Origin of the sequence: Nitrobacter sp. NHB1 (assembly GCF_036964665.1) — a bacterium.
Taxonomy (GTDB): domain Bacteria; phylum Pseudomonadota; class Alphaproteobacteria; order Rhizobiales; family Xanthobacteraceae; genus Nitrobacter.
The window spans coordinates 525,014-545,247 of record NZ_JBAMDA010000001.1; the positions used below are offsets into that span (position 1 = coordinate 525,014).

Annotated in this window: 19 protein-coding genes and 1 pseudogene; 13 read left to right on the forward strand and 7 right to left on the reverse strand. The window is 63.5% G+C overall.

Going from position 1 to position 20,234, the window contains the following annotated elements:
* Positions 1–81: 81 nt before the first annotated feature.
* Both V4R08_RS02525 and V4R08_RS02530 read left to right on the forward strand, forming a co-directional pair.
* The gene (locus V4R08_RS02525) at positions 82–1,035 is read left to right on the forward strand and encodes a Tim44 domain-containing protein (RefSeq protein ID WP_335577896.1); all 954 of its coding nucleotides are present in this window, start codon (positions 82–84) and stop codon (positions 1,033–1,035) included.
* Between the two features lie 171 nt (positions 1,036–1,206).
* A complete protein-coding gene (locus V4R08_RS02530) occupies positions 1,207–1,890 on the forward strand; it encodes a lectin (RefSeq protein ID WP_335577897.1) in 684 nt (227 codons plus the stop codon).
* 162 nt (positions 1,891–2,052) lie between these two features.
* Here the strand turns inward: V4R08_RS02530 and V4R08_RS02535 are convergent, their stop codons facing one another.
* From V4R08_RS02535 to V4R08_RS02550, 4 genes are all read right to left on the reverse strand, one after another.
* Positions 2,053–2,412, reverse strand: a complete 360-nt coding sequence (locus tag V4R08_RS02535) for a GFA family protein (protein ID WP_335577898.1) — start codon at positions 2,410–2,412, stop codon at positions 2,053–2,055.
* A 31-nt stretch (positions 2,413–2,443) separates the two neighbouring features.
* Positions 2,444–3,136 carry a methyltransferase family protein gene (locus V4R08_RS02540; RefSeq protein WP_335577899.1) on the reverse strand — a complete coding sequence of 231 codons (693 nt, stop codon included), beginning with the start codon at positions 3,134–3,136 and terminating at the stop codon, positions 2,444–2,446.
* A gap of 118 nt (positions 3,137–3,254) precedes the next feature.
* Positions 3,255–3,725, reverse strand: coding sequence for a hypothetical protein (locus V4R08_RS02545; RefSeq protein WP_335577900.1), 471 nt, complete (start codon positions 3,723–3,725; stop codon positions 3,255–3,257).
* Between the two features lie 143 nt (positions 3,726–3,868).
* The gene (locus tag V4R08_RS02550; RefSeq protein WP_442935613.1) at positions 3,869–4,810 is read right to left on the reverse strand and encodes a class I SAM-dependent methyltransferase; all 942 of its coding nucleotides are present in this window, start codon (positions 4,808–4,810) and stop codon (positions 3,869–3,871) included.
* A gap of 345 nt (positions 4,811–5,155) precedes the next feature.
* Between V4R08_RS02550 and V4R08_RS02555 the strand changes: the two genes are divergently transcribed.
* The 9 genes and pseudogenes from V4R08_RS02555 to V4R08_RS02595 all read left to right on the forward strand — a co-directional run bounded on the left by V4R08_RS02555 (position 5,156) and on the right by V4R08_RS02595 (position 14,183).
* The gene (locus V4R08_RS02555) at positions 5,156–5,749 is read left to right on the forward strand and encodes an SET domain-containing protein (protein WP_335580157.1); all 594 of its coding nucleotides are present in this window, start codon (positions 5,156–5,158) and stop codon (positions 5,747–5,749) included.
* Between the two features lie 328 nt (positions 5,750–6,077).
* Positions 6,078–7,247 (forward strand): acetyl-CoA acetyltransferase, encoded by a 1,170-nt coding sequence (locus V4R08_RS02560; protein ID WP_335577901.1) that lies wholly within the window; start codon positions 6,078–6,080, stop codon positions 7,245–7,247.
* A gap of 106 nt (positions 7,248–7,353) precedes the next feature.
* Complete coding sequence (locus V4R08_RS02565; protein ID WP_335577902.1) at positions 7,354–8,847, forward strand: CoA-acylating methylmalonate-semialdehyde dehydrogenase; 1,494 nt, start codon at positions 7,354–7,356, stop codon at positions 8,845–8,847.
* A 16-nt stretch (positions 8,848–8,863) separates the two neighbouring features.
* Positions 8,864–10,009, forward strand: a complete 1,146-nt coding sequence (locus V4R08_RS02570; RefSeq protein WP_335577903.1) for an isobutyryl-CoA dehydrogenase — start codon at positions 8,864–8,866, stop codon at positions 10,007–10,009.
* Positions 10,006–11,079, forward strand: coding sequence for an enoyl-CoA hydratase/isomerase family protein (locus V4R08_RS02575; RefSeq protein WP_335577904.1), 1,074 nt, complete (start codon positions 10,006–10,008; stop codon positions 11,077–11,079). The genes V4R08_RS02570 and V4R08_RS02575 overlap by 4 nt, the downstream gene beginning before the upstream one ends.
* Positions 11,080–11,106: 27 nt before the next feature.
* Positions 11,107–12,006, forward strand: a complete 900-nt coding sequence (gene mmsB, locus V4R08_RS02580; RefSeq protein ID WP_335577905.1) for a 3-hydroxyisobutyrate dehydrogenase — start codon at positions 11,107–11,109, stop codon at positions 12,004–12,006.
* Positions 12,007–12,185: 179 nt separating this feature from the next.
* Positions 12,186–12,464 (forward strand): annotated as a pseudogene (locus V4R08_RS02585) (AMP-binding enzyme); the annotation flags it as partial.
* 3 nt (positions 12,465–12,467) lie between these two features.
* Positions 12,468–12,947 (forward strand): MaoC family dehydratase, encoded by a 480-nt coding sequence (locus V4R08_RS02590; protein WP_335577906.1) that lies wholly within the window; start codon positions 12,468–12,470, stop codon positions 12,945–12,947.
* A gap of 6 nt (positions 12,948–12,953) precedes the next feature.
* The gene (locus tag V4R08_RS02595) at positions 12,954–14,183 is read left to right on the forward strand and encodes a BaiN/RdsA family NAD(P)/FAD-dependent oxidoreductase (RefSeq protein WP_335577907.1); all 1,230 of its coding nucleotides are present in this window, start codon (positions 12,954–12,956) and stop codon (positions 14,181–14,183) included.
* A gap of 3 nt (positions 14,184–14,186) precedes the next feature.
* Here V4R08_RS02595 and V4R08_RS02600 read toward each other — a convergent pair whose 3' ends face one another.
* On the reverse strand, positions 14,187–16,001 hold the full coding sequence (locus V4R08_RS02600; RefSeq protein ID WP_335577908.1) for an ABC-F family ATP-binding cassette domain-containing protein: 1,815 nt from the start codon (positions 15,999–16,001) through the stop codon (positions 14,187–14,189).
* Between the two features lie 4 nt (positions 16,002–16,005).
* Positions 16,006–16,479 carry a YaiI/YqxD family protein gene (locus V4R08_RS02605; RefSeq protein WP_335580158.1) on the reverse strand — a complete coding sequence of 158 codons (474 nt, stop codon included), beginning with the start codon at positions 16,477–16,479 and terminating at the stop codon, positions 16,006–16,008.
* Between the two features lie 317 nt (positions 16,480–16,796).
* On the opposite strand from V4R08_RS02605, the gene V4R08_RS02610 reads away from it, so the two are divergent.
* Positions 16,797–17,861 carry a Ppx/GppA phosphatase family protein gene (locus tag V4R08_RS02610; RefSeq protein WP_442935614.1) on the forward strand — a complete coding sequence of 355 codons (1,065 nt, stop codon included), beginning with the start codon at positions 16,797–16,799 and terminating at the stop codon, positions 17,859–17,861.
* A 136-nt stretch (positions 17,862–17,997) separates the two neighbouring features.
* Positions 17,998–18,696 (forward strand): RlmE family RNA methyltransferase, encoded by a 699-nt coding sequence (locus tag V4R08_RS02615; protein ID WP_335577909.1) that lies wholly within the window; start codon positions 17,998–18,000, stop codon positions 18,694–18,696.
* Between the two features lie 18 nt (positions 18,697–18,714).
* Here V4R08_RS02615 and V4R08_RS02620 read toward each other — a convergent pair whose 3' ends face one another.
* Positions 18,715–20,187, reverse strand: a complete 1,473-nt coding sequence (locus V4R08_RS02620; RefSeq protein ID WP_335577910.1) for a DHA2 family efflux MFS transporter permease subunit — start codon at positions 20,185–20,187, stop codon at positions 18,715–18,717.
* Between the last annotated feature and the right edge of the window lie 47 nt (positions 20,188–20,234).

A 20,234-nucleotide genomic window follows, 5' to 3' on the forward strand; every position in this document is an offset into this window, starting at 1 on the left:
CCAAGCGATAGGACTTTCCTTTTGCGCGAAATTACCCATGTTAGGGACGCTTTTCCCTGCGGAGAATAAAGGAACAACCACATGAAATTAATACAGCGGGCGTCCGGCGTGATGAAGGCCTTCGCCATCGTCCTGTCGGTGGCGCTCCCCTTGATGTTTGCCGTCTCCGCGGCGGACGCTCGCATCGGTGGAGGCAGGAGTTACGGATCGCGCGGTTCGCGGACCTTCTCCGCGCCGCCGGTCACCAGTACCGCGCCGAACGCGGCGCGTCCGCTCGACCGAACCATGGCCCAGCCCGGCCGCCCGGGCGCCGGCGCTGCCGCGACGGGTGGCTTCAACCGGCGGCCCGGCATGGGCATGCTCGGCGGCCTTGCCGCCGGCTTCCTTGGCGCCGGGCTGCTCGGCATGCTGTTCGGCGGCGGCCTGTTCGGCGGCCTCGGCGGTCTGTCGTCCATGATCGGGCTGTTGCTTCAGATCGGCCTGATCTATCTCGTCGTCCGCTTTGCGATGTCGTGGTGGCGGCGGCGCAATGCGCCCGCCTATGCCGGACCTGGATCTGGGCCTGCGCCGGGTCCCGCTGCTCAGGCGAACCCCCGCAGCGGTCTCGGTTTCGCTTCGGCGTCGAACGCACCTCCGCTGGAAATCACCCCGTCCGACTATGAAGCCTTCGAGCGTCTGCTCGGAGAAATTCAGACTGCGTGGTCGAATGAGGACGTCAACACGCTGCACACGCTGGCGACGCCGGAAATGGTGTCGTACTTCACCGAGGATCTCCGGGCCAACGACGCCCGCGGCGTCGTCAACAAGGTGTCCGACGTCAAGCTCCTGCAGGGCGATCTCGCGGAAGCCTGGCGCGAGCGCACTACGGATTATGCCACGGTGGCGCTGCGCTATTCGTTGATCGACAAGACCATCGAGCGCGCAAGCGGTCGCGTGGTCGAAGGCAGCGACAAGCCGCAAGAGGTGACCGACGTCTGGACCTTTGCGCGCCTCGGCGGCGGAAAATGGGAACTGTCCGCGATCCAGCAGACCTGACCGGCCGCCCCTTGGCTAACGAGAGGGCGCCGCGACAGCCTCGTGGCGCCTTTTTTGTTTGCGTTGAACGAAGGGCCCGATTTGCGCATTATCTCGGGATTAAATTTACGGCGCGCGGGTTGCAGGAGTATCGTGTTGAAACCAGGCGCGATAAATCGATCGGAGAAAGCGATGATTGCAGCTGACGGGATCATTCCGCGAATTTGCCTTGGTCTGGCCGCCGGACTGCTTTTGACGGCGGCTCAACCGGCCTATGCGCAGACGGCCGACATGAGCTTCTTCGTGACCAGCGTCGGGATCGGCAACGGCGGCAATCTCGGCGGACTCGCGGGCGCCGACAATTTCTGTCAGACGCTGGCGCAGGCTGCGGGCGCGGGAGCGAAGACCTGGCACGCCTATCTGTCGACCCAGGCTGTCGACGGCAAGCCGGCCATCAACGCGCGGGATCGGATCGGCAAGGGGCCGTGGCGGAACGCCAAGGGCGTCGTGATCGCGAAAGACGTGGCCGAACTGCATGGCGCCAACGGCATCAACAAGGAGACGGCGCTGACCGAGAAGGGCGACGTCGTCAACGGTTACGGCGATACCCCCAATCGTCACGACATGCTGACGGGCTCGCAGCCCAATGGGACGGCCTTCGCCGGCACCGAAGACCGGACCTGCGGGAACTGGACGAGCAGCATACATGGCGCCGCCATGCTGGGGCACTCCGACATCAACGGCCCCGCCAGCAATCCGACCGCCAAATCCTGGAACGCAGCGCATCCCTCGCGCGGGCCAGACGGCGGCTGTAGCCAGAACGATCTCAAGAGCACCGGCGGCGCTGGGCTGTTTTATTGCTTCGCGGTCAACTGACGCGGACTTTGCGTCACGCGCGGGCACAGCCGTTCGAAGAACGGCGTCGCTTCCGCTCGCCTATGAGACCCGTGCATCCATATTCGTCGGAGATAATGGATTGCCGGGTCAAGCCCGGCAATGGCGGATAATCGAGATGTTTCCGTCCGAGCGTGAAACGTTTTAGAAATTCCGGCCGTCGACCGGCGTCAATGTGAGCTTGGACAGCTCGACGCCGTCGATGCAGCTCACATTGAGCGCCACCACTTCGGTCCCGTCCGGCTTCTTGCCGCGTGCGAACACCTCGACACCGCAGTCGATGCAGAGCTGGTGCCGGATCGCGTGCTTGTTGAACAGGTATTCCCTGAGGTTGTTTTCGCCGGCCCGGAGCTGAAAACTTTGCGGCGGCAGAAACGTGAAGTGCAATCCCTTCTTGGTGCAGATCGAGCAGTTGCATGCCGTCACCATGGCAAGGTCCGTTGTGCACTCGAAGCGCACCTGACCGCAATGACAGCCGCCGGTGCATGTTTTCACGTCGGGCATTTGGCCCCCCAGTCCAGAACGAGCGGTCACATTACCAGATTCCGGGCAACAGCCGGTAGCGGACCTGTCCGATGTAGTCCTGATAGCCCGGCAAGCCGGCGATCAGGGTCCTTTCCTCGATCACGGCACGCATCGCGAACAGCCCGATGAAGATTGGTGTGATTGCGGCGCCCCACCAGGATCCCAGAAGCAGCGAAACTCCGAGGAAAAAGAAGATCGCGCCGTCGTACATCGGATGTCTGACGAGCGCATAGGGACCTGTGCGGATCACCTGATGTCCGCGCTCGGCCTGTATTTTCACCACCGGCGCTGCGAATGTGTTCTCCCGCATCACCCAGAACGAAATGGCGAGCGACAGTATGAACAGCGCGAAACCGACGACCTGAAATCCAGAACTCATGTCCGACCACTGATGGCGTTGATCGAGACCCATGACGACCAGCCAGATCATGCTGACCGGTCCTATTACCAGCATGAAGACCTTGTCCGCCTTCGGCTGGCCCTTCTGGATCATCGGCCGCATCCGTTCGGTCAGCAGTCCGGGATTGATCTGCACAAACCAAAATCCACCGACGATGCCGAGAAAGCCGAGCGTCGCCAGAAACAGCCAGGCGGCCGGCCAGTGCAGGCTGCCTGCCGGGATGAACAGCAGCACGCCCAAGATGGCGATCCAGACCGTGTTCTGGGTCATCAACCGGCGGATCAGGTCGCGCTTGTCATCCATGCGGTCCCCATTACCGTGTCTTCGCGGCGAACTTGCGACAGCAGCAAGCTCGCCGCCGGCGAGATCGAGCCGGAAGCGGATCTCAAATGAACCGAACAGGACTCGAAGTCGTCGTTCGTCACTCGTCGTTGCCGCGTGACACCGCGATTGCCGCGCTGGTCTTGGTGCGGGTGCAATGCATGTTCAGCCGCCGATAGCGCATCCGCACATCGTCGCCGCGCAACAAGCCCATGCGCCTGATGCAACGGGTAACGCCTCTCAGCGTATCGGCCTTCGGGATCGTGAAGATGATGGCGGAAGCCTGCGCCACCAGATCGTAAAACTCCGGCTTCGGTTTGCGGTTGTCCGTGCCCGCGATCAGCTCGTTGGTGAACTTGCGGTTCGGACAACCGAGGATCAGTTGCCTGGCTGCGGGATGCGACAGGAAGATCGCATTGGCGGCGGTCTTTCCGACGTGCAGGCCGTTGATGTGACTCTTGAGCTGGGCGGCGAGATCGTCGCAGCGGTCGGCGCGGGCCGGCGAAACAGCGAAGGCCATCGCGGTAGCGAGACAGAGGTTGGCGGCGAGGCAGGAGCGCAGGCTTGTCATTTCAAGGATCGATCTCCAAACGGAAACAATCAAGCTGGTTGGCACGCGCGGACAGCGTCGCGTTCATATCCGGCCAAACCTCATTCCACGACCCCACGACATATTCCGGAATGTCATAATGATCACGCCGGACCCGGCACGATTCACGGCTCCAGCGTCACCCGCGGGCCGTCGTCGCTTTCGACATGAACATAACGCGGCGCGATCGGGCGGCCTCGTCCGCTGGCAACGGTTACGATGTCTGCCAGCGGAGCGGCGCGCGCATCGGCCTCCGGCCGCGAAAGAATCAAATCGGCATGAAACAAACCCTCGGATTCGAGGCCGGTAGGGTCGATCTGGGCGGCTGCGAGGTTTGCCAGGCTGTTCTCGAACTCCTCGGCGTCGCGAAAGCGACGCTGGACGAAGGTCACGCCGCTCAGCCGTTCTGTCACCAGGCCGCGCTGCGCGAACGTTTTCGCAATCGCGTCGAAAGGGAACATTCGCAGCACGAAGGAAATGATCCATGGCTTCTTCTCTGTCGCATCGAGAAGCTTGCTGAATGTTTTTTCCGTCACATAGCCGATGCAGCCCGTCGACATGATGACATCGACGGGGCGGATAATGCGCGCGTTCTCCGCCGAAAGCGTTTCGTTTTCGAGATCGGCGACGATGCCCTGATCGAGAAGCCCGACGCGCGTCGCGTAGCGAACTGCCGGCGCCGACACATCGAGGCCGATAAACCGGGCTGGGCCGAGATCGGGCCAACTCGCATAGAAATTGCGATCGAACCGCATCAACTCCTCGGAACTGACCGCCTTTATTTCGCGCCGGGCGTAGCGGTGACGCAAGCCTCCGAATGTCAGCGGAAATCGGTGCACTGCGGCGTTGATGCCGTACGAGCAGCCGACATCGAGCACGACGGGTTTGGTATCGGTGACAGAAGCCTTGGCGGATAGAATCTGGCGGATGACGGGTTCGGCTACATCCGTGATCATATAGTCGAGATCGCCAAGGACCGAGAAATACGATCTGGGATCGTCCTGGATGTAGATATCATCGAAGACCGCTTTCGCCTGATTGATCCGTGAGAATTCTGCTTTCAACAATGCTTCATCCTTTTCCGAGAGTTCGACTGCCGCTCGCGCGTCTAACGCGAGTTGCTTATCGCAGAAACCAACGCGAAGATAAACCCGCCGTCGTGTGATGGGTGGATTGCGCTATAGGGCAAGCGTGGGCAATGAGAGTGTGGTCTCGCGCCACAGCGCAAACACTTCAACGACTTAAATGTGTTGCGGCAATGTGTTGCGGCGCGATAGAAAGCCACGCAATTTCCTGCAAATTCGTTGGACGGTTCGATCGGAAGGAACGAAACCCCTGACAATGCCTGCGGAATCATGTCAAACAGCGTGTTCGCGATTCCTGCCGTCACGATTGAGCATTTCCAGCCGACCATGCCTGTCATTTCTCCGAACAAGCCTTATCGAATCGGCCGCTCCCGCACCGGGCTCGGCCTCTTCGCCACCAAACCCATCAAGAAGGGCACGAAGATCGTCCGGTATTTCGGGCCGCTGCTCGACTGCAACAAGGAGAAGGACGACGCGGTCGAGAACAAGTATCTCTTTCAGATCACCAACCGCTGGACCATCGACGGCTCGGTGCGCAAGAACATCGCGCGCTACATCAACCACGCCTGCAAACCGAATGCGGAATCCGACGTCAGCAAGATCAAGCGGCGCGTCGACATCCGCGCCATCAAGGACATCGCGCCCGGCGAGGAAATCAACTACGACTACGGCACCGACTACTTCAAGGAGTACCTGAAGCCGATCGGCTGCAAGTGCGACGCCTGCGAAAAGAAACGCAGGAAGTTGCGGGCCGCGGCGCGCGAGGAGAAGAAGCGCGTCAGGGCGAGGGCTGAAAAGCGCGCCGGGGTCGCGCGCAACGGCAAAAATCTGAACGGCCACAAGGCGCCTGCCGCCGCTCCAAAAAAGTCGGAGAGGCGATCGACGGTCGCGAAGGGCCGGACATCAAGGAAGCGTTCTTAAGAGCCGCGTTGATCTGTCATGGCCGGTCTGGTCCGGCCATCCGTGGCGTATGTCCGGCGATGCCCAGGCATCCGGATCGTCTTGCTTGTGCTGGTCAAGAACTGACGTGAATGTTCGGAACCATGTAAAGCCATGGCTCGGCGGTAAGTCATGAGTTGACAGGTCCGGCAAGCGGTCTCGTGGTTGTTTCCGCAGACGCCGCTCTGCCCGGCGGCATGATCCATTATGCGCCGGCGAATGATGAAAATTCCGGGGCTCACCCTGAACTCTGCGCTATTGAGAGACTATATCACGGCGTGAAGCTCGGCCAGCACATGGGAGTACGACCATGACCGCCAGCATTGTCGGATGGGCACATACGCCATTCGGGAAATTGGGCGCAGAGACCGTCGAAAGCCTTGTGGTGACGGTCGCAACCCACGCGTTGGCCGATGCCGGCATTTCCGCCGGCGACGTCGATGAAATCGTGCTCGGGCATTTTAATGCCGGTTTCTCGCCCCAGGATTTTACCGCCTCGCTTGTCTTGCAAGCCGATCCGGAACTCCGCTTCAAGCCGGCGACGCGGGTGGAGAATGCCTGCGCCACCGGATCGGCGGCGGTGCATCAGGGTGTCCGCGCCATTGCGTCGGGTGCGGCGAAGATCGTGCTGGTTGTCGGCGTCGAGCAGATGACGCACACGCCCGGTCCCGAGATCGGCCGCAATCTGCTGCGCGCCTCTTATCTGCCGGAGGACGGCGATACCCCCGGCGGTTTTGCCGGCGTTTTCGGCAAGATCGCGCAGGCCTATTTCCAGAAATACGGCGACCAGTCGGATGCGCTGGCGATGATCGCGGCGAAAAACCACAAGAATGGCGTCGCCAACCCTTACGCGCAGATACGCAGGGATTTCGGCTACGAGTTCTGCCGCTCCGAGAGCGAGAAGAACCCGTTCGTTGCCGGGCCGCTGAAGCGCACCGACTGCTCGCCGGTGTCGGATGGCGCGGCCGCGCTGGTGCTGATGGATGCGGAGACGGCCCGGTCCGCGCGTCGGGCGGTCAACATCCGCGCGACTGGTCACGCGCAGGATTTCCTGCCGATGTCGAAGCGCAACATCCTTGATTTCGAGGGCTGCACGGTGGCATGGCAGCGGGCGCTGGCAAAGGCTGGTGTGATGCTGTCCGATCTCTCGTTCGTCGAGACCCACGACTGCTTCACCATCGCCGAGCTGATCGAGTATGAGGCCATGGGCCTGACGCCGAAGGGGCAGGGCGCGCGCGCCATCAAGGAAGGCTGGACCCGGAAGGACGGCAAGCTGCCGATCAATCCGTCCGGCGGCCTCAAGGCCAAGGGCCATCCGATCGGCGCCACCGGAGTCTCCATGCATGTGCTGAGCGCGATGCAGCTCGCGGGCGAGGCGCCCGAGGGTATGCAGATCAGGGCCGCCAAGCTCGCCGGCATTTTCAACATGGGCGGCACGGCGGTTGCGAACTACGTCTCGATCCTTGAGCCCGCCAAGTAGCTGGCCAAGTCAAGTAAATGGGCTGCGCGCCGAAACCCTTTGAAGACTCGAAAATGCGGGTCAGGATATCACAAGCGGACTCTTGCGAACGCGGCCGGGAGGAAACATGCGCACCATCGGACACCTAATTGGCGGCAAGACCGTCAGCGGCAGGTCGGGGCGGTTCGCCGACGTTTACCAGCCGATGACCGGCGAAGTGCAGGCCAGGGTCGCGCTGGCGTCGAAAGCCGAGTTGCGCGAAGCGGTGGAGAACGCCAAGGCCGCGCAGCCGGCGTGGGCCGCGACCAATCCGCAGCGCCGTGTCCGCGTGCTGATGAAATTTCTCGAACTGGTGGCGCGCGACAACGATGCGATGGCCGAACTACTGGCGCGTGAGCATGGCAAGACCATTCCCGACGCCAAGGGCGACATCTTCCGCGGCGTCGAGGTCGTCGAATACGCCGTCGGCATTCCCGAACTGATGAAGGGCGGCTACACCGAGGGCGCCGGTCCCGGCATCGACAGCTATTCGATGCGTCAGCCGCTCGGCGTTGTCGCCGGCATCACGCCGTTCAATTTCCCGGCGATGATCCCGATGTGGAAGTTCGCGCCGGCGATCGCCTGCGGCAACGCTTTTATCCTCAAACCCTCGGAGCGCGATCCGGGCGTGCCGATGCGGCTGGCCGAACTGATGTTGGAGGCCGGTTTGCCGCCGGGCATTCTCAATGTCGTCAACGGCGACAAGGAGGCGGTCGACGCCATTCTCGACGACCCCGATATCGCGGCGGTCGGCTTCGTCGGCTCCTCGTCGATCGCGCACTACATTTATTCACGCGCGGCCGCGGCCGGCAAACGCGCGCAGTGTTTCGGCGGCGCCAAGAACCACATGATCATCATGCCGGATGCCGACATGGATCAGTCGGTGGACGCGCTGGTCGGTGCGGGCTACGGCGCGGCCGGCGAGCGCTGCATGGCGGTGTCGGTCGCGGTCCCCGTCGGCAAGACCACCGCCGACCGCCTGATGGAGAAGCTGATCCCGCGCGTGGAGAACCTGAAGATCGGTCCGTCCACCGATGCGTCCGCCGATTTCGGCCCGCTCGTCAGCAGGGCGGCGCTGGAGCGCGTCAAGAACTACGTCGAGATCGGTGTCAAGGAAGGCGCGACGCTCGCGGTCGACGGCCGCGGTTTCAAGATGCAAGGCTACGAGAACGGCTTCTACATGGGCGGTTGTCTGTTCGACAACGTCACCAAGGACATGCGGATCTACAAGGAAGAAATCTTTGGTCCGGTGCTGTCGGTGGTCCGCGCCAACGATTTTGACGAAGCGGTCAGGTTGCCGTCGGACCATGAATACGGCAACGGCGTCGCGATCTTCACGCGCGACGGTGACGCCGCGCGGGAGTTCGCCTCGCGCGTCCAGGTCGGCATGGTCGGCATCAACGTGCCGATCCCGGTGCCGGTGGCCTACTACAGTTTCGGCGGCTGGAAGCGCTCGGGCTTCGGCGACCTCAATCAGTACGGTTCCGACTCGGTGCGATTTTATACCAAGACCAAAACAGTTACCTCGCGCTGGCCCTCCGGCGTCAAGGAAGGGACGCAGTTCGCGTTCCACAGCAAGTGATCGGCAGGGATCACGCATGCAGTTCGCGCTCACTGAGGATCAGATCGCTGTCCGCGACATGGCGCGCGATTTCGCCGCCGGGAAGATCGCGCCGTTCGCGCTGAAATGGGATGAGGACAAGTATTTTCCGGTGGACGTGATGCGCGAGGCGGCAAGCCTCGGCATCGGGGGCATCACCATCCGCGACGATGTCGGCGGTTCGGCGCTGAGCCGTTTCGACGCCGCGCTGATCTTCGAGGCCTTGGCGCAGGGCTGCCCTACCGTGTCGTCGTTCATCTCGATCCACAACATGGCGTCGTGGATGATCGATGCCTATGGCTCGGACGAGCAGCGGCGCAAGTGGCTGCCAAAACTGTGCGCCATGGACTTGCTGGCGAGCTACTGCCTGACCGAGCCCGGCGCGGGTTCGGACGCCGCGGCCTTGCGGACCCGCGCGGTGCGCGACGGCGATCACTACGTACTCGACGGGCAGAAGCAGTTCATCTCCGGCGCCGGCGCCAGCGACCTCTACGTGGTGATGGTGCGCACCGGCGACGACGGGCCGGGCGGCATTTCGACGCTCGTGGTCGAGCGCGATACACCGGGGGTCTCGTTCGGCGCCAACGAGCGCAAGATGGGCTGGAATGCGCAGCCGACCCGCGCGGTGATCTTCGAGAACGCGCGCGTGCCCGTGGCCAATCGGCTCGGCGACGAGGGCATCGGTTTTAAGATCGCGATGGCCGGACTCGACGGCGGGCGGCTGAACATCGCCGCGTGCTCGCTCGGCGGCGCGCAATCGGCGCTCGACAAGACGCTCGCCTACATGAAGGAGCGCAAGGCGTTCGGAAAGCGGCTCGACGAGTTCCAGGCCCTGCAATTCAAGGTCGCCGACATGGCGACCGAACTGGAAGCGGCGCGAACTTTTCTGTGGCGTGCGGCCTCCGCGCTGGACCAGGAGGACACTGAAGCCACCATGCTGTGCGCGATGGCAAAGCGTTTTGCCACCGATGTCGGCTTCGAGGTCGCCAATCAGGCATTGCAGTTGCATGGCGGCTACGGCTATCTCTCGGAATACGGCATCGAGAAGATCGTGCGCGATTTGCGCGTGCATCAGATTCTCGAGGGCACCAACGAAATCATGCGCCTGATCGTGTCGCGCAAGCTGATAGAGGGCGCGCGATGAAGGTCGTTGCAGGCGACGAGACCGATCTGATCGCACGGCGGGAGGGAAGCGCGGGCATCATTCGCCTCAACCGCCCGAAGGCGATCAATGCCGTCACCCTGGAGATGTTCCGCGAGATCGGCAATGCGCTGGACGAATTCGAGGCGGACCCCGCAGTCGGTCTGATCCTTCTCGAAGGAGCGGGCGAGCGCGGCCTGTGCGCGGGCGGCGATATTCGCTCGCTCTGGGAAAGCGCGAAGGTTGCGGGCGATCTCGGCAAGGTGCTGTGGCGCGAGGAATACATCCTCAACGCGCGGATTGCGAAATTTCCAAAACCCTATGTCGCCTTCATGGACGGCATCGTGATGGGCGGCGGCGTCGGATTGTCGGCGCATGGCGGGCACCGCGTTGTTACCGAGAGAACCAGGCTCTCAATGCCGGAGGTCGGCCTCGGCTTCTTTCCGGATGTCGGGGGCACCTGGCTGTTGTCGCACGCGCCGGGCGAGACCGGAACCTACTTCGGGTTGACCGGCCAGCCCATGAACGGGCCTGACGCGATCTACGCCGGCTTCGCCGATGCCGGGGTGCCGTCGCGAAAACTCGCGGCGCTTCGCGAGGCGCTGGCCGATCTCGGCGCCCGCGCGGATGCGGCCCGCGTGAGAGCAACGATCGCGAGCTTTGCGAGCGGCGAAACCGCGGGCCCCGTTGCGGCAATCCGGCCGCGGATCGATGCGTGGTTCGCTCATGGTCGAATGGACGACATACTCGCGACCCTGAATCGTGACGGCTCCGAACTCGCGCGCTCGACCCTCAAGACCCTGAACGAGAAGTCGCCGCGCGGCATGGTCGTGACGCTGAAGCTGCTGCGACTCGCGCGCGCCTCGGCCACGCTGGAGGAATGTCTCGCGCGTGAATATCGTGCAGCGCTTGCGGTCTTCGCGAGCGACGACTTTCGCGAGGGCGTGCGGGCCGCGGTCATCGACAAGGACCGCGAGCCAAAATGGTCGCCGCCGCGGATCGAGGAGGTTACGCCGGAGATGATTGCGCCGTATTTTGCCAACATCGGCGCGGATGAACTCGTATTCAATTAGAAAAAATAACCTCGACTGGAGGCCAGCATGGCGACCATCGCATTCATCGGTCTCGGCAACATGGGCGGACCCATGGCGGCCAATCTCGTCAAGGCGGGCCACAAGGTGAACGGTTTCGATCTCGTGCCAGCTTTGAGGGATACGGCCAAGGCGGACGGCGTAGCGATCACCGACAGCGCGAGGGCGGCGGTGACGAATGCGGATGTCATCATTACCATGCTGCCGGCCGGTCGGCATGTGGTGTCGGTCTGGACCGATGTTATTCCCTGCGCAGTCAGGGGCGCGCTGATGATCGACTGCTCGACCATCGATGTCGAAAGCGCGCGGCGGGCCCATATGCTGGCGGCCACGGCTGTGCTGCCGTCGGTCGATGCGCCGGTCTCGGGAGGCGTCGGCGGCGCCAGGGGCGCGACGCTGACCTTCATGGCTGGCGGCGAAGCCGAGGCCTTCGTGGCGGCGAAACCGTTTCTTGAGGCGATGGGAAAGAAGATCGTCCATTGCGGCGGTGACGGCGCGGGGCAAGCGGCCAAGATCTGCAACAACATGATCCTTGGCATCTCGATGATTGCGGTCGGCGAAGCCTTCGTGCTGGCGGAAAAGCTCGGCCTGTCGCATCAGGCGCTGTTCGATGTCGCCTCGACCGCGTCGGGCCAGTGCTGGTCGCTGACGAGCTATTGCCCGGTGCCGGGCCCGGTTCCCGCGTCGCCCGCTAATAACGACTTCAAGCCCGGCTTTGCCTCGGCGCTGATGCTCAAGGACCTGACGCTTGCGCAGGAAGCAGCGAAATCCGGCGGTGCGGTGACGCCGCTCGGACAGCACGCGCAGGAGATTTACAAAACCTTCGACGCGGCCGGAAACGGCGGGGTCGATTTCTCCGGCATCATCCGGCACATCCGCGCCCTTGCGGACAACAGGGGCGGCCGATGACCACGTTTGTCGAGGCGCGCGCGTTTCTGCTGCGCCATCGCACCGATTACGATGCCGCGGTCAATGGGCTCAAATCGATGTCACGGCGCTCGAATCAGATAGCGAATTTCCTGCGCGCGCAGGGATTGAAACGCGGCGATCATTTGCTGCTGTTGCTCGGCAACGTCGTGCCGCTTCGGGAGGCCTACGTCCTGCTGGTCGGCGGGGCGGAGCGTTCGCGCGAGACGGCGCTGTCGATTTACAGGCACATGTTTGAACGACTCGCACCGTTCAAGCGCATTCGCAAGCTCGAACTCGTTCCCGAATTGCCCAAGACGATTTCGGGAAAGATCCGCCGCGTTCAGCTTCGCCGCCTCGAACACGACAACGATCGCGGCGACGCACTGCGCGAGATAGAATTTTGCGAGGAGGATTTTCCGGAGCTTCATGCGTTGAAGTCAAAAGCTGCGGAGACGTGAGTCGTGAATGAGGTCTGGAAGACACCGCCGGTCTCGCTCGATGCCTATCGGCAGATGGTCGGAAAGGAGATCGGCGTTTCCTCATGGCACTTGATCGACCAGAAGCGGATCGACGACTATGCCGGCGTGGTCGAGGACCATCAGTTCATCCATGTCGATCCCGACCGGGCCAAACGCGAAACGGCATTCGGCACCACCGTCGCGCACGGGTTCCTGACCCTGTCGCTGCTCAGCGTCATGTCGTATGAGGTGATGCCGCGGGTCGATGGCGTGACCATGAGCGTCAACTACGGCTTCGACCGGCTCCGGTTCATCTCGCCGGTGAAATCCGGCTCTCGCGTTCGGGGCCGCTTCACGCTGACGGAGGCGACACTCCGTAAGCCCGGCGAACTGTTGTCGTGCACCGCCGTCAGCGTCGAGATCGAGGGCGAGAAGCGGTCAGCGCTCGTCGCCGACTGGCTCACCCTCCTGTACTTTTCCTGATAGCTTATGGATGCCCTCCATACTCAAGCCGCGATCCTCGGCGCCGGTCCTGCCGGGCTGATGGCCGCGGAGGTTCTCGCGCGAGGCGGCGTGCGCGTGACCGTATTCGACGCGATGCCGTCCGCGGGCCGCAAGTTCCTGATGGCGGGGCGCGGCGGACTCAATCTGACGCACAGCGAGCCGCTGCCGCAGTTTCTCGCGCGCTACGGCGCGGCCGTACCCCATCTCAAACCGGCCATCGATGCGTTCACGCCCGAGGCGTTGCGAAAGTGGGCCGACGATCTCGGACAACCGACGTTCGTCGGGTCGAGCGGGCGTGTGTTTCCGAGAACGCTTAAGGCGTCCCCATTGTTGCGCGCGTGGCTCAGGCGGCTCGATTCCCTCGGCGTGACGCTGATGCTGCGGCATCGCTGGACCGGGTGGGACCGCGATGGCCGCCTGCTCTTTCAGACGCCTGATGGCGAGTGTACCTTCGAGGCGGATGCGACGGTCATGGCGCTCGGCGGCGCGAGCTGGCCGCGGCTCGGTTCCGATGGCGCGTGGGTCGAATGGCTCGCGGGCAGGGGGATCGCGATCTCGCCGCTGCGGCCTGCCAATTCCGGATTCACCGTGGCGTGGTCCAGCGTCTTCCGTGATCGTTTCGAAGGTCAGCCGCTGAAGAACGTCGCGCTGTCGTGCGGCTCGCACGAGGTGCGTGGCGAAGCCGTCATCACGCGCACCGGTGTTGAAGGCGGCGGAATTTACGCGCTGTCTTCGGTGTTGCGCGAGGCGATCATCGCGTCGGGCCATGCGACGCTTCACATCAACTTGCGGCCCGATGTTGCGACGGACAATCTGTCGGCGCGATTGAGCGTGCCGCGCGGAAAACAATCCGTCTCGAACTGGCTGCGCAAGGCGGCGGGTCTTGCGCCCGTTGCGATCGGTCTGTTGCAGGAAGCGGCGATGGTTACCGGTCAACAGCCGGGAACGATGCCGCCGGCATCGCTCGCGGCGTTGATCCACGCCGTTCCGATCACGCTGACCGGCATCGCGCCGATCGCGCGCGCGATCTCCTCCGCCGGCGGACTTGCGTTCAGCGAGCTTGACGACGACACCATGATCCGCCGGATGCCGGGAGTGTTCGCTGCCGGCGAAATGCTGGACTGGGAAGCGCCGACCGGCGGTTATCTGCTGCAGGCGTCGTTCGCGACCGGCGCGGCGGCTGGGCGAGGCGCGCTGAAATGGCTGCGGCGTTAACCCTCACGCTCCCTCGATCTCCTCGCGCAGCATTTCCAGTTCGAGCCAGCGGTCCTCGGCCTGTTGCAATTCGGTGTGTGCGGTCGTCAGCGCGGCCGACACCTTGTCGAAGGTGGCGCGATCCTTCGTATAGAGGTCGGGGTCGTCAAGGCGCTGCTGCTGTTTTGCGATCTCTGCCTGAAGTTTTGCGATGGATTTCGGCAGCGTCTCCAGCGCGTGCTTCTCGTTGAAATTTAGCCGCCGTTTTCCCGGAGCGACCGCAGGCGCCGCCTTCGCGGAACGCTCCGCCTCGGGCGCCGGTGCGGATTTCGGCACCTCGCGTGTCAGGTCCGCTCCGCGCTGCGCCAGCATGTCGGTGTAGCCGCCAGCATATTCGATCCAGCGGCCATTGCCCTCGGGAACGATCACCGAGGTCACGACGCGATCGAGAAAGTCGCGGTCGTGGCTGATCAGAATCACGGTGCCCTCGTAGTCGCCGAGCATGTCCTCCAGCACATCAAGCGTTTCGAGGTCGAGGTCGTTGGTCGGCTCGTCCAGCACCAGCAGGTTGGACGGCTTTGCCAGCGCGCGCGCCAGCATCAGGCGTCCGCGTTCGCCGCCGGACAGCACCTCGAGCGGCGTGCGCATCTGCTCCTGCGCGAACAGAAAATCCTTCATGTAGCTGACGACGTGTTTCGGCTTGCCGCCGACCATGACGTGATCGCCGCGGCCGCCGGTCAGTGCCTCCGCCAGCGTCGATTTCGGATCGAGGCTTTCGCGGTGCTGGTCGAGCGTTGCCATCTCGATATTGGCGCCGAGCCGGATCGTGCCGCCGTCGGGCATGTCGGCTCCCGTAAGCATGTTGATCAGCGTGGTCTTGCCGACGCCGTTGGGGCCGACGATGCCGATGCGGTCGCCGCGCTGGACGCGGATCGAGAGGTTTTCGACGATCGTTCGATCGCCATAAGACTTGCCGATGCCCTTCGCCTCAATGATCAGCTTGCCGGACTTGTCGGCCTCTGCCGCGGCGAGATTTGCACTGCCGTCCGTGCCGCGATAGTCGCGGCGCTGCTGGCGTAGCGCGTGGAGATTGCCAAGCCGCTTGACGTTGCGCTTGCGCCGCCCCGAGACGCCGTAGCGCAGCCAGTGTTCCTCGGCGACGATCTTGCGGTCGAGCTTGTGCTGGTCGCGCTCCTCTTCCGCCAACACCTCGTCGCGCCATTCCTCGAATTTCGCGAAGCCGCGGTCGATTTGCCGGATCCGGCCGCGATCGAGCCAGGCGGTGCTGCGCGAGAGGTTGGACAGGAAGCGCCGGTCGTGGCTGATCAGCACCAGCGCGCCGCGGCGAGAGGCAAGTTCGCCCTCCAGCCATTCGATGGTCGTGAGATCGAGATGGTTGGTCGGCTCGTCGAGCAGCAGGATGTCGGGCGAGGGCGCCAGCACCCGCGCCAGCGCCGCGCGCCGGCTTTCGCCGCCGGAGAGATGGGCAGGGTCTTCCTCGCCGGTGAGGCCGAGCTGTTCGACCAGATAGTGCGCCTGATAGGGATCGTCGCCGGGGCCGAGCCCGGCCTCGACATAGGCGAGCGTGGTTTTGAAGCCGGCGAAGTCAGGCTCCTGCGGCAGATAGCGCACGGTGGCGCCGGGCTGCACGAAGCGGCTCCCGCTGTCGGGCCCTATGAGACCGGCGGCGATCTTCAAGAGCGTCGATTTACCGGAGCCGTTGCGGCCGATCAGGCAGAGCCGCTCAGATTCGGATACCGCGAGTTCGACGCCGGACAAAAGCGGCGTGCCGCCAAACGTCAGCGCGATGTCCTTCAACTGGATCAGCGGCGGCGCCATGGTCCTAGCTCTTTAGCGCAGCGAAGGCGCGCTGGATGCGGCGGATGGTCTGGTCCAGAGCCGACAGGAACGCCGAGCGGTCGCGTGGCTGGAACGGGCGCGGACCACCGGTAACTTCACCGGTTGATCGCAGGTCGGTCATCAGGTTGCGGACAGCGAGCGTCATGCCGATCGACTGCTCCGTGAACGGCTTGCCGTTCGGCGCGATCACGCTGGCACCTGCCTTGACGCAGCGGCTCGCCAGCGGAATGTCCGCCGTGATGACGATATCGGTCTTGCCGGCGCGTTCCACGATCCAGTCATCGGCGGCATCCATGCCGGGTCCGGCCGCGATGCGCTCGATCAGAGGATCGTCGGGCACGCGAATATACCCGCCCGCGACCACGCTGACGGGCAGGCCGTGGCGCGCGGCGACGCGATAAATCTCATCCTTCACCGGACAGGCATCGGCGTCAACGTAGATACGAATGGAGGTCAATGGCGGATCATCGGCTGCGAGGTCGTGACAGCGCGTGTTACTCCATGTCAGAGAAGATTGCGACACTGAAAATTTTGCAGTGCAATATCGTTGTCGAGTGGCTGACGGGAAGCGCGGTCTGGCATAGGAAAATCCGTCAGAATGGCGTTTGTCGGCCGGCTCTCGCAAAATTGTTTCTCGGACCAAGCGTCCGGGGACCCAGACTGCGCAATCGGACATTCGGCCCGCGCGGGCGGTTGCGCTGACGACCTGCGCTGCTAAACTTTCCGTGAAAAAGAATAGCTCGTCGGCCCGGCGGGTCGCGGAAAGACGATTTCATGAATGACGATACGCTGCGTCGCGCTGATCCTGAATCGCGCGGCAGCCCGCAGGGACTGGCCGTGACTATGGCAACGGCTGTCGGCGATTCGCCAGCTGACGTCTCCGGCGTTTATGCCGCGCTCGATCTCGGCACCAACAACTGCCGTTTGCTGATCGCCTGTCCGAGCGAGGGCGGCTTTCGCGTAATCGATTCGTTTTCGCGGATCGTCCGGTTGGGCGAGGGCATCTCGTCGACGGGGCGTATCAGCGAGGCGGCGATCGAACGCGCGATCGCCGCGCTCGTCGTGTGCCGCGACAAGATGCGTGCGAAGAAAGCACGTCGGCTGCGGCTGATCACGACGGAGGCCTGCCGAGCGGCGTCGAACTCCGCGGATTTTCGCAACCGCGTCGCCGCCGTAACCGGCATCGAGCTTGAGGTGATCGATCGGGAGACGGAAGCCGCGCTTGCGGTAATCGGCTGTTCGCCGCTGATCCATCCGAAAGCGCGCGGCGCAATCCTGTTCGACATCGGCGGCGGCTCGACGGAACTGGTCCGGATCGAACGCGACCGCGAGGGCAGTGACCCGCATATCAAGGCATGGATGTCGATTCCGATCGGCGTCGTGACGCTGGCCGAGCGGTTTGGCGGACACGATATAACGCCGGAGTCCTACGCGTCGATGGTGAGTGAAGTCACGGCCCATGTTGCGGCGTTCGGGGCCGAGCATGGCTTGAATCTCTACGGGATGCACCTCCTTGGCACCTCGGGCACGGTGACCACGCTTGGCGGGCTCCATCTCGGTCTTGCGCGCTACGACCGCCGCAAGGTCGACGGTATCTGGATGAACGACATCGAGATCACCCAGGTTATCGCCCGGCTGTGCGGGATGGATTATCAAAAGCGAGTGGTCAACGGCTGTATCGGGGCCGAGCGCGCCGATCTGGTTCTGGCGGGGTGCGCTATCCTGGATGCCATTCGGCAGGCCTTTCCCCTGCCGCGGCTGCGAGTGGCCGATCGTGGCCTGCGCGAGGGTATGCTGGTCGAAATGATGCGCGAGGACGGCGTCATTCAACTGAGTTGATGCACAAAGGTTGGTCCTCCGTCATTGCCGGGCTTGACCCGGCAATCCATCCAGAGTGAACAAGATCATGACATCGCGCAGTGCGGTTTGTTCTTTTGATGGATGCCTGGATCAAGTCCGGGCGTGACGGGTAGATATGGCGAAAGACACCACCGGCCGGCTGCGCGTGACCGTCAAAACCGGCGGCAAGCGAAAGCTGTCGTCCAAACTCTGGCTGGAGCGGCAGCTCAACGATCCTTATGTGGCGCAGGCCAAGCGCGACGGCTGGCGCTCGCGCGCCGCCTACAAGCTGATCGAGATGGACGACAAGTATCATTTCCTGAAACCCGGTCTGGCGGTGGTCGATCTCGGCGCAGCGCCCGGCGGCTGGAGCCAGGTCGCGGCCAAGCGCGTCGGCGCCGTCGACGGCAGGGGCAAGGTGGTCGCCATCGATCTCCTGGAGATGCCGGAAATCGTCGGCGTGACGTTTGCCCGGCTCGATTTTCTCGATGCCGATGCGCCCGAGAAACTGATTGCGATGATGGAAGGGGGCGCGGATATCGTGCTTTCCGACATGGCCGCCAACACCACCGGCCATCGCAAGACCGATCAGCTCCGGATCATCGGCCTCGTGGAGAGCGCGGCTGCGTTCGCAGCCGACGTGCTGCGGCCCGGCGGGACGTTCATCGCAAAAGTGTTTCAGAGCGGAGCGGATGCCGACCTGCTGGTGCAGCTCAAGCGCGATTTCCGCACGGTCCGGCATGTGAAGCCAGCCTCGAGCCGGCAGGATTCATCGGAGCGCTACGTGATGGCGACGGGGTTTCGCGGCACGCCAGCAGAGTTACGTGCGGGTTAAAGCGTCACTCGTCACGCTTCAGCTCAGTTTCTGATCGCGCGCGGTAACGGTCTCGCGAGCGGCTTCTTCCTCGGCCTCGGACTCGCGGGTGGGATCGGAAATCACCACCATGCGCCGCCCCGACACCTGATGGCCTGCATCGGCGGGCATCCTGAAGAAGTAATAAGTGGACGTCGCTGCAAGCACCGCGACCACGAGGAAGCCGGGTCCGAAATCCGCAGCCGTGAGTTCCGTGCTGTGATCGAACAGCATCGCGGACTCCACGGAGAAGGCACCGACTGCGACGCCCGCCGAAATCGCCAGTTGCTGGTTGACGCTGGCCATCGTGGTGGCGCGACTCATCTGCTCCGGCTCGACGTCGGCATAGGCCAGCGCGTTGATCGCGGTGAACTGTAGCGAGCGGAAGAAACCGCCGACGACCAGTATGATCATGATCAGCAACAGCGGCGTCGTGATGGTGAACAGCGCGCAGGCCGCGAGAAAAACCGAACTCACGATAGCATTGATAATCATGATGTTGCGGAAGCCGAAGGTGCGGATGATGCGGGCGGCAAGCGCCTTCATGCCCATGGAGCCGACGGCCGAGGAGAATGTCACCAGTCCCGAGCCGAACGGCGACAGCCCGAAACCGACTTGCATCAGGAGCGGCAGCAGAAACGGCAGCGCGCCGACGCCGAGGCGGAACAGGAACCCGCCATAGATGCTGGCGCGGAACGTCGGCAGGCGCAGCAGCGTGAGATCCAGCACCGGCGAGTCGGTGCGCCGGGCGTGCACCACATAAAGCGTCATCGAGACCGAGCCGATGCCGATCAGCGCGATCACCACCGCCCACGGCAGCAGGTTGAGACCGGCGACCGACAGGCCGAAGGCGATGCCGCCGAGCCCGACGCCTGCCAGCACCATGCCGTAGAGATCGAAGCGTTCGAGGTTCTCGCTGCGGATCGGATCGATGAAGCGCTGCGCCAGCACGATGCCGAGCAGGCCGACCGGAATGTTGATCAGGAAGATCCAGTGCCACGAGAAATAGGTGGTGATGAAGCCGCCGAGCGGCGGACCGACCACCGGCCCGATCAGGGCGGGCACCGTCACCCACGCCATCGCGTTGACGAGCGCGCTCTTGTCGATCGAGCGCAGCAGCACCAGGCGGCCGACCGGCGTCATCATCGCACCGCCCAACCCTTGCAGGGTCCGCGCGATTACGAAATCCGTCACCGACGACGATAGCGCGCAGCCGATCGAACCGATCATGAACACGGCGATCGCCGTGCTGAATACGGTGCGCGCCCCGAACCGGTCCGCGGTCCAGCCGCTCGCCGGAATGAAGATCGCCAGCGACAAGAGGTACGAGGTGATCGCGAGCTTCAGCGTCAGCGGGCTGGTGCCGATGTCGGCGGCGATCGCCGGCAGCGAGGTCGCGATCACCGTGGAGTCCATGTTTTCCATGAACAATGCGGCGGCGACGATGAGCGGGATCAGGCGTTCCTTGTTCATGCAGGCTCGCGGGAGCAACCGGACGGCGGAGCGGGGCTGTAGCATCG

Coding starts and splice junctions, on each gene's coding strand:
- V4R08_RS02595 (WP_335577907.1), top strand. CDS start 12,954: ATGGATGCCCTCCATACTCAAGCCGCGATCCTCGGCGCCGGTCCTGCC.
- V4R08_RS02530 (WP_335577897.1), top strand. CDS start 1,207: ATGATTGCAGCTGACGGGATCATTCCGCGAATTTGCCTTGGTCTGGCC.
- V4R08_RS02575 (WP_335577904.1), top strand. CDS start 10,006: ATGAAGGTCGTTGCAGGCGACGAGACCGATCTGATCGCACGGCGGGAG.
- V4R08_RS02525 (WP_335577896.1), top strand. CDS start 82: ATGAAATTAATACAGCGGGCGTCCGGCGTGATGAAGGCCTTCGCCATC.
- V4R08_RS02565 (WP_335577902.1), top strand. CDS start 7,354: ATGCGCACCATCGGACACCTAATTGGCGGCAAGACCGTCAGCGGCAGG.
- V4R08_RS02610 (WP_442935614.1), top strand. CDS start 16,797: ATGAATGACGATACGCTGCGTCGCGCTGATCCTGAATCGCGCGGCAGC.
- V4R08_RS02615 (WP_335577909.1), top strand. CDS start 17,998: ATGGCGAAAGACACCACCGGCCGGCTGCGCGTGACCGTCAAAACCGGC.
- V4R08_RS02570 (WP_335577903.1), top strand. CDS start 8,864: ATGCAGTTCGCGCTCACTGAGGATCAGATCGCTGTCCGCGACATGGCG.
- mmsB (WP_335577905.1), top strand. CDS start 11,107: ATGGCGACCATCGCATTCATCGGTCTCGGCAACATGGGCGGACCCATG.
- V4R08_RS02535 (WP_335577898.1), bottom strand. CDS start 2,412: ATGCCCGACGTGAAAACATGCACCGGCGGCTGTCATTGCGGTCAGGTG.
- V4R08_RS02545 (WP_335577900.1), bottom strand. CDS start 3,725: ATGACAAGCCTGCGCTCCTGCCTCGCCGCCAACCTCTGTCTCGCTACC.
- V4R08_RS02555 (WP_335580157.1), top strand. CDS start 5,156: ATGCCTGTCATTTCTCCGAACAAGCCTTATCGAATCGGCCGCTCCCGC.
- V4R08_RS02540 (WP_335577899.1), bottom strand. CDS start 3,136: ATGGATGACAAGCGCGACCTGATCCGCCGGTTGATGACCCAGAACACG.
- V4R08_RS02600 (WP_335577908.1), bottom strand. CDS start 16,001: ATGGCGCCGCCGCTGATCCAGTTGAAGGACATCGCGCTGACGTTTGGC.
- V4R08_RS02620 (WP_335577910.1), bottom strand. CDS start 20,187: ATGAACAAGGAACGCCTGATCCCGCTCATCGTCGCCGCCGCATTGTTC.
- V4R08_RS02560 (WP_335577901.1), top strand. CDS start 6,078: ATGACCGCCAGCATTGTCGGATGGGCACATACGCCATTCGGGAAATTG.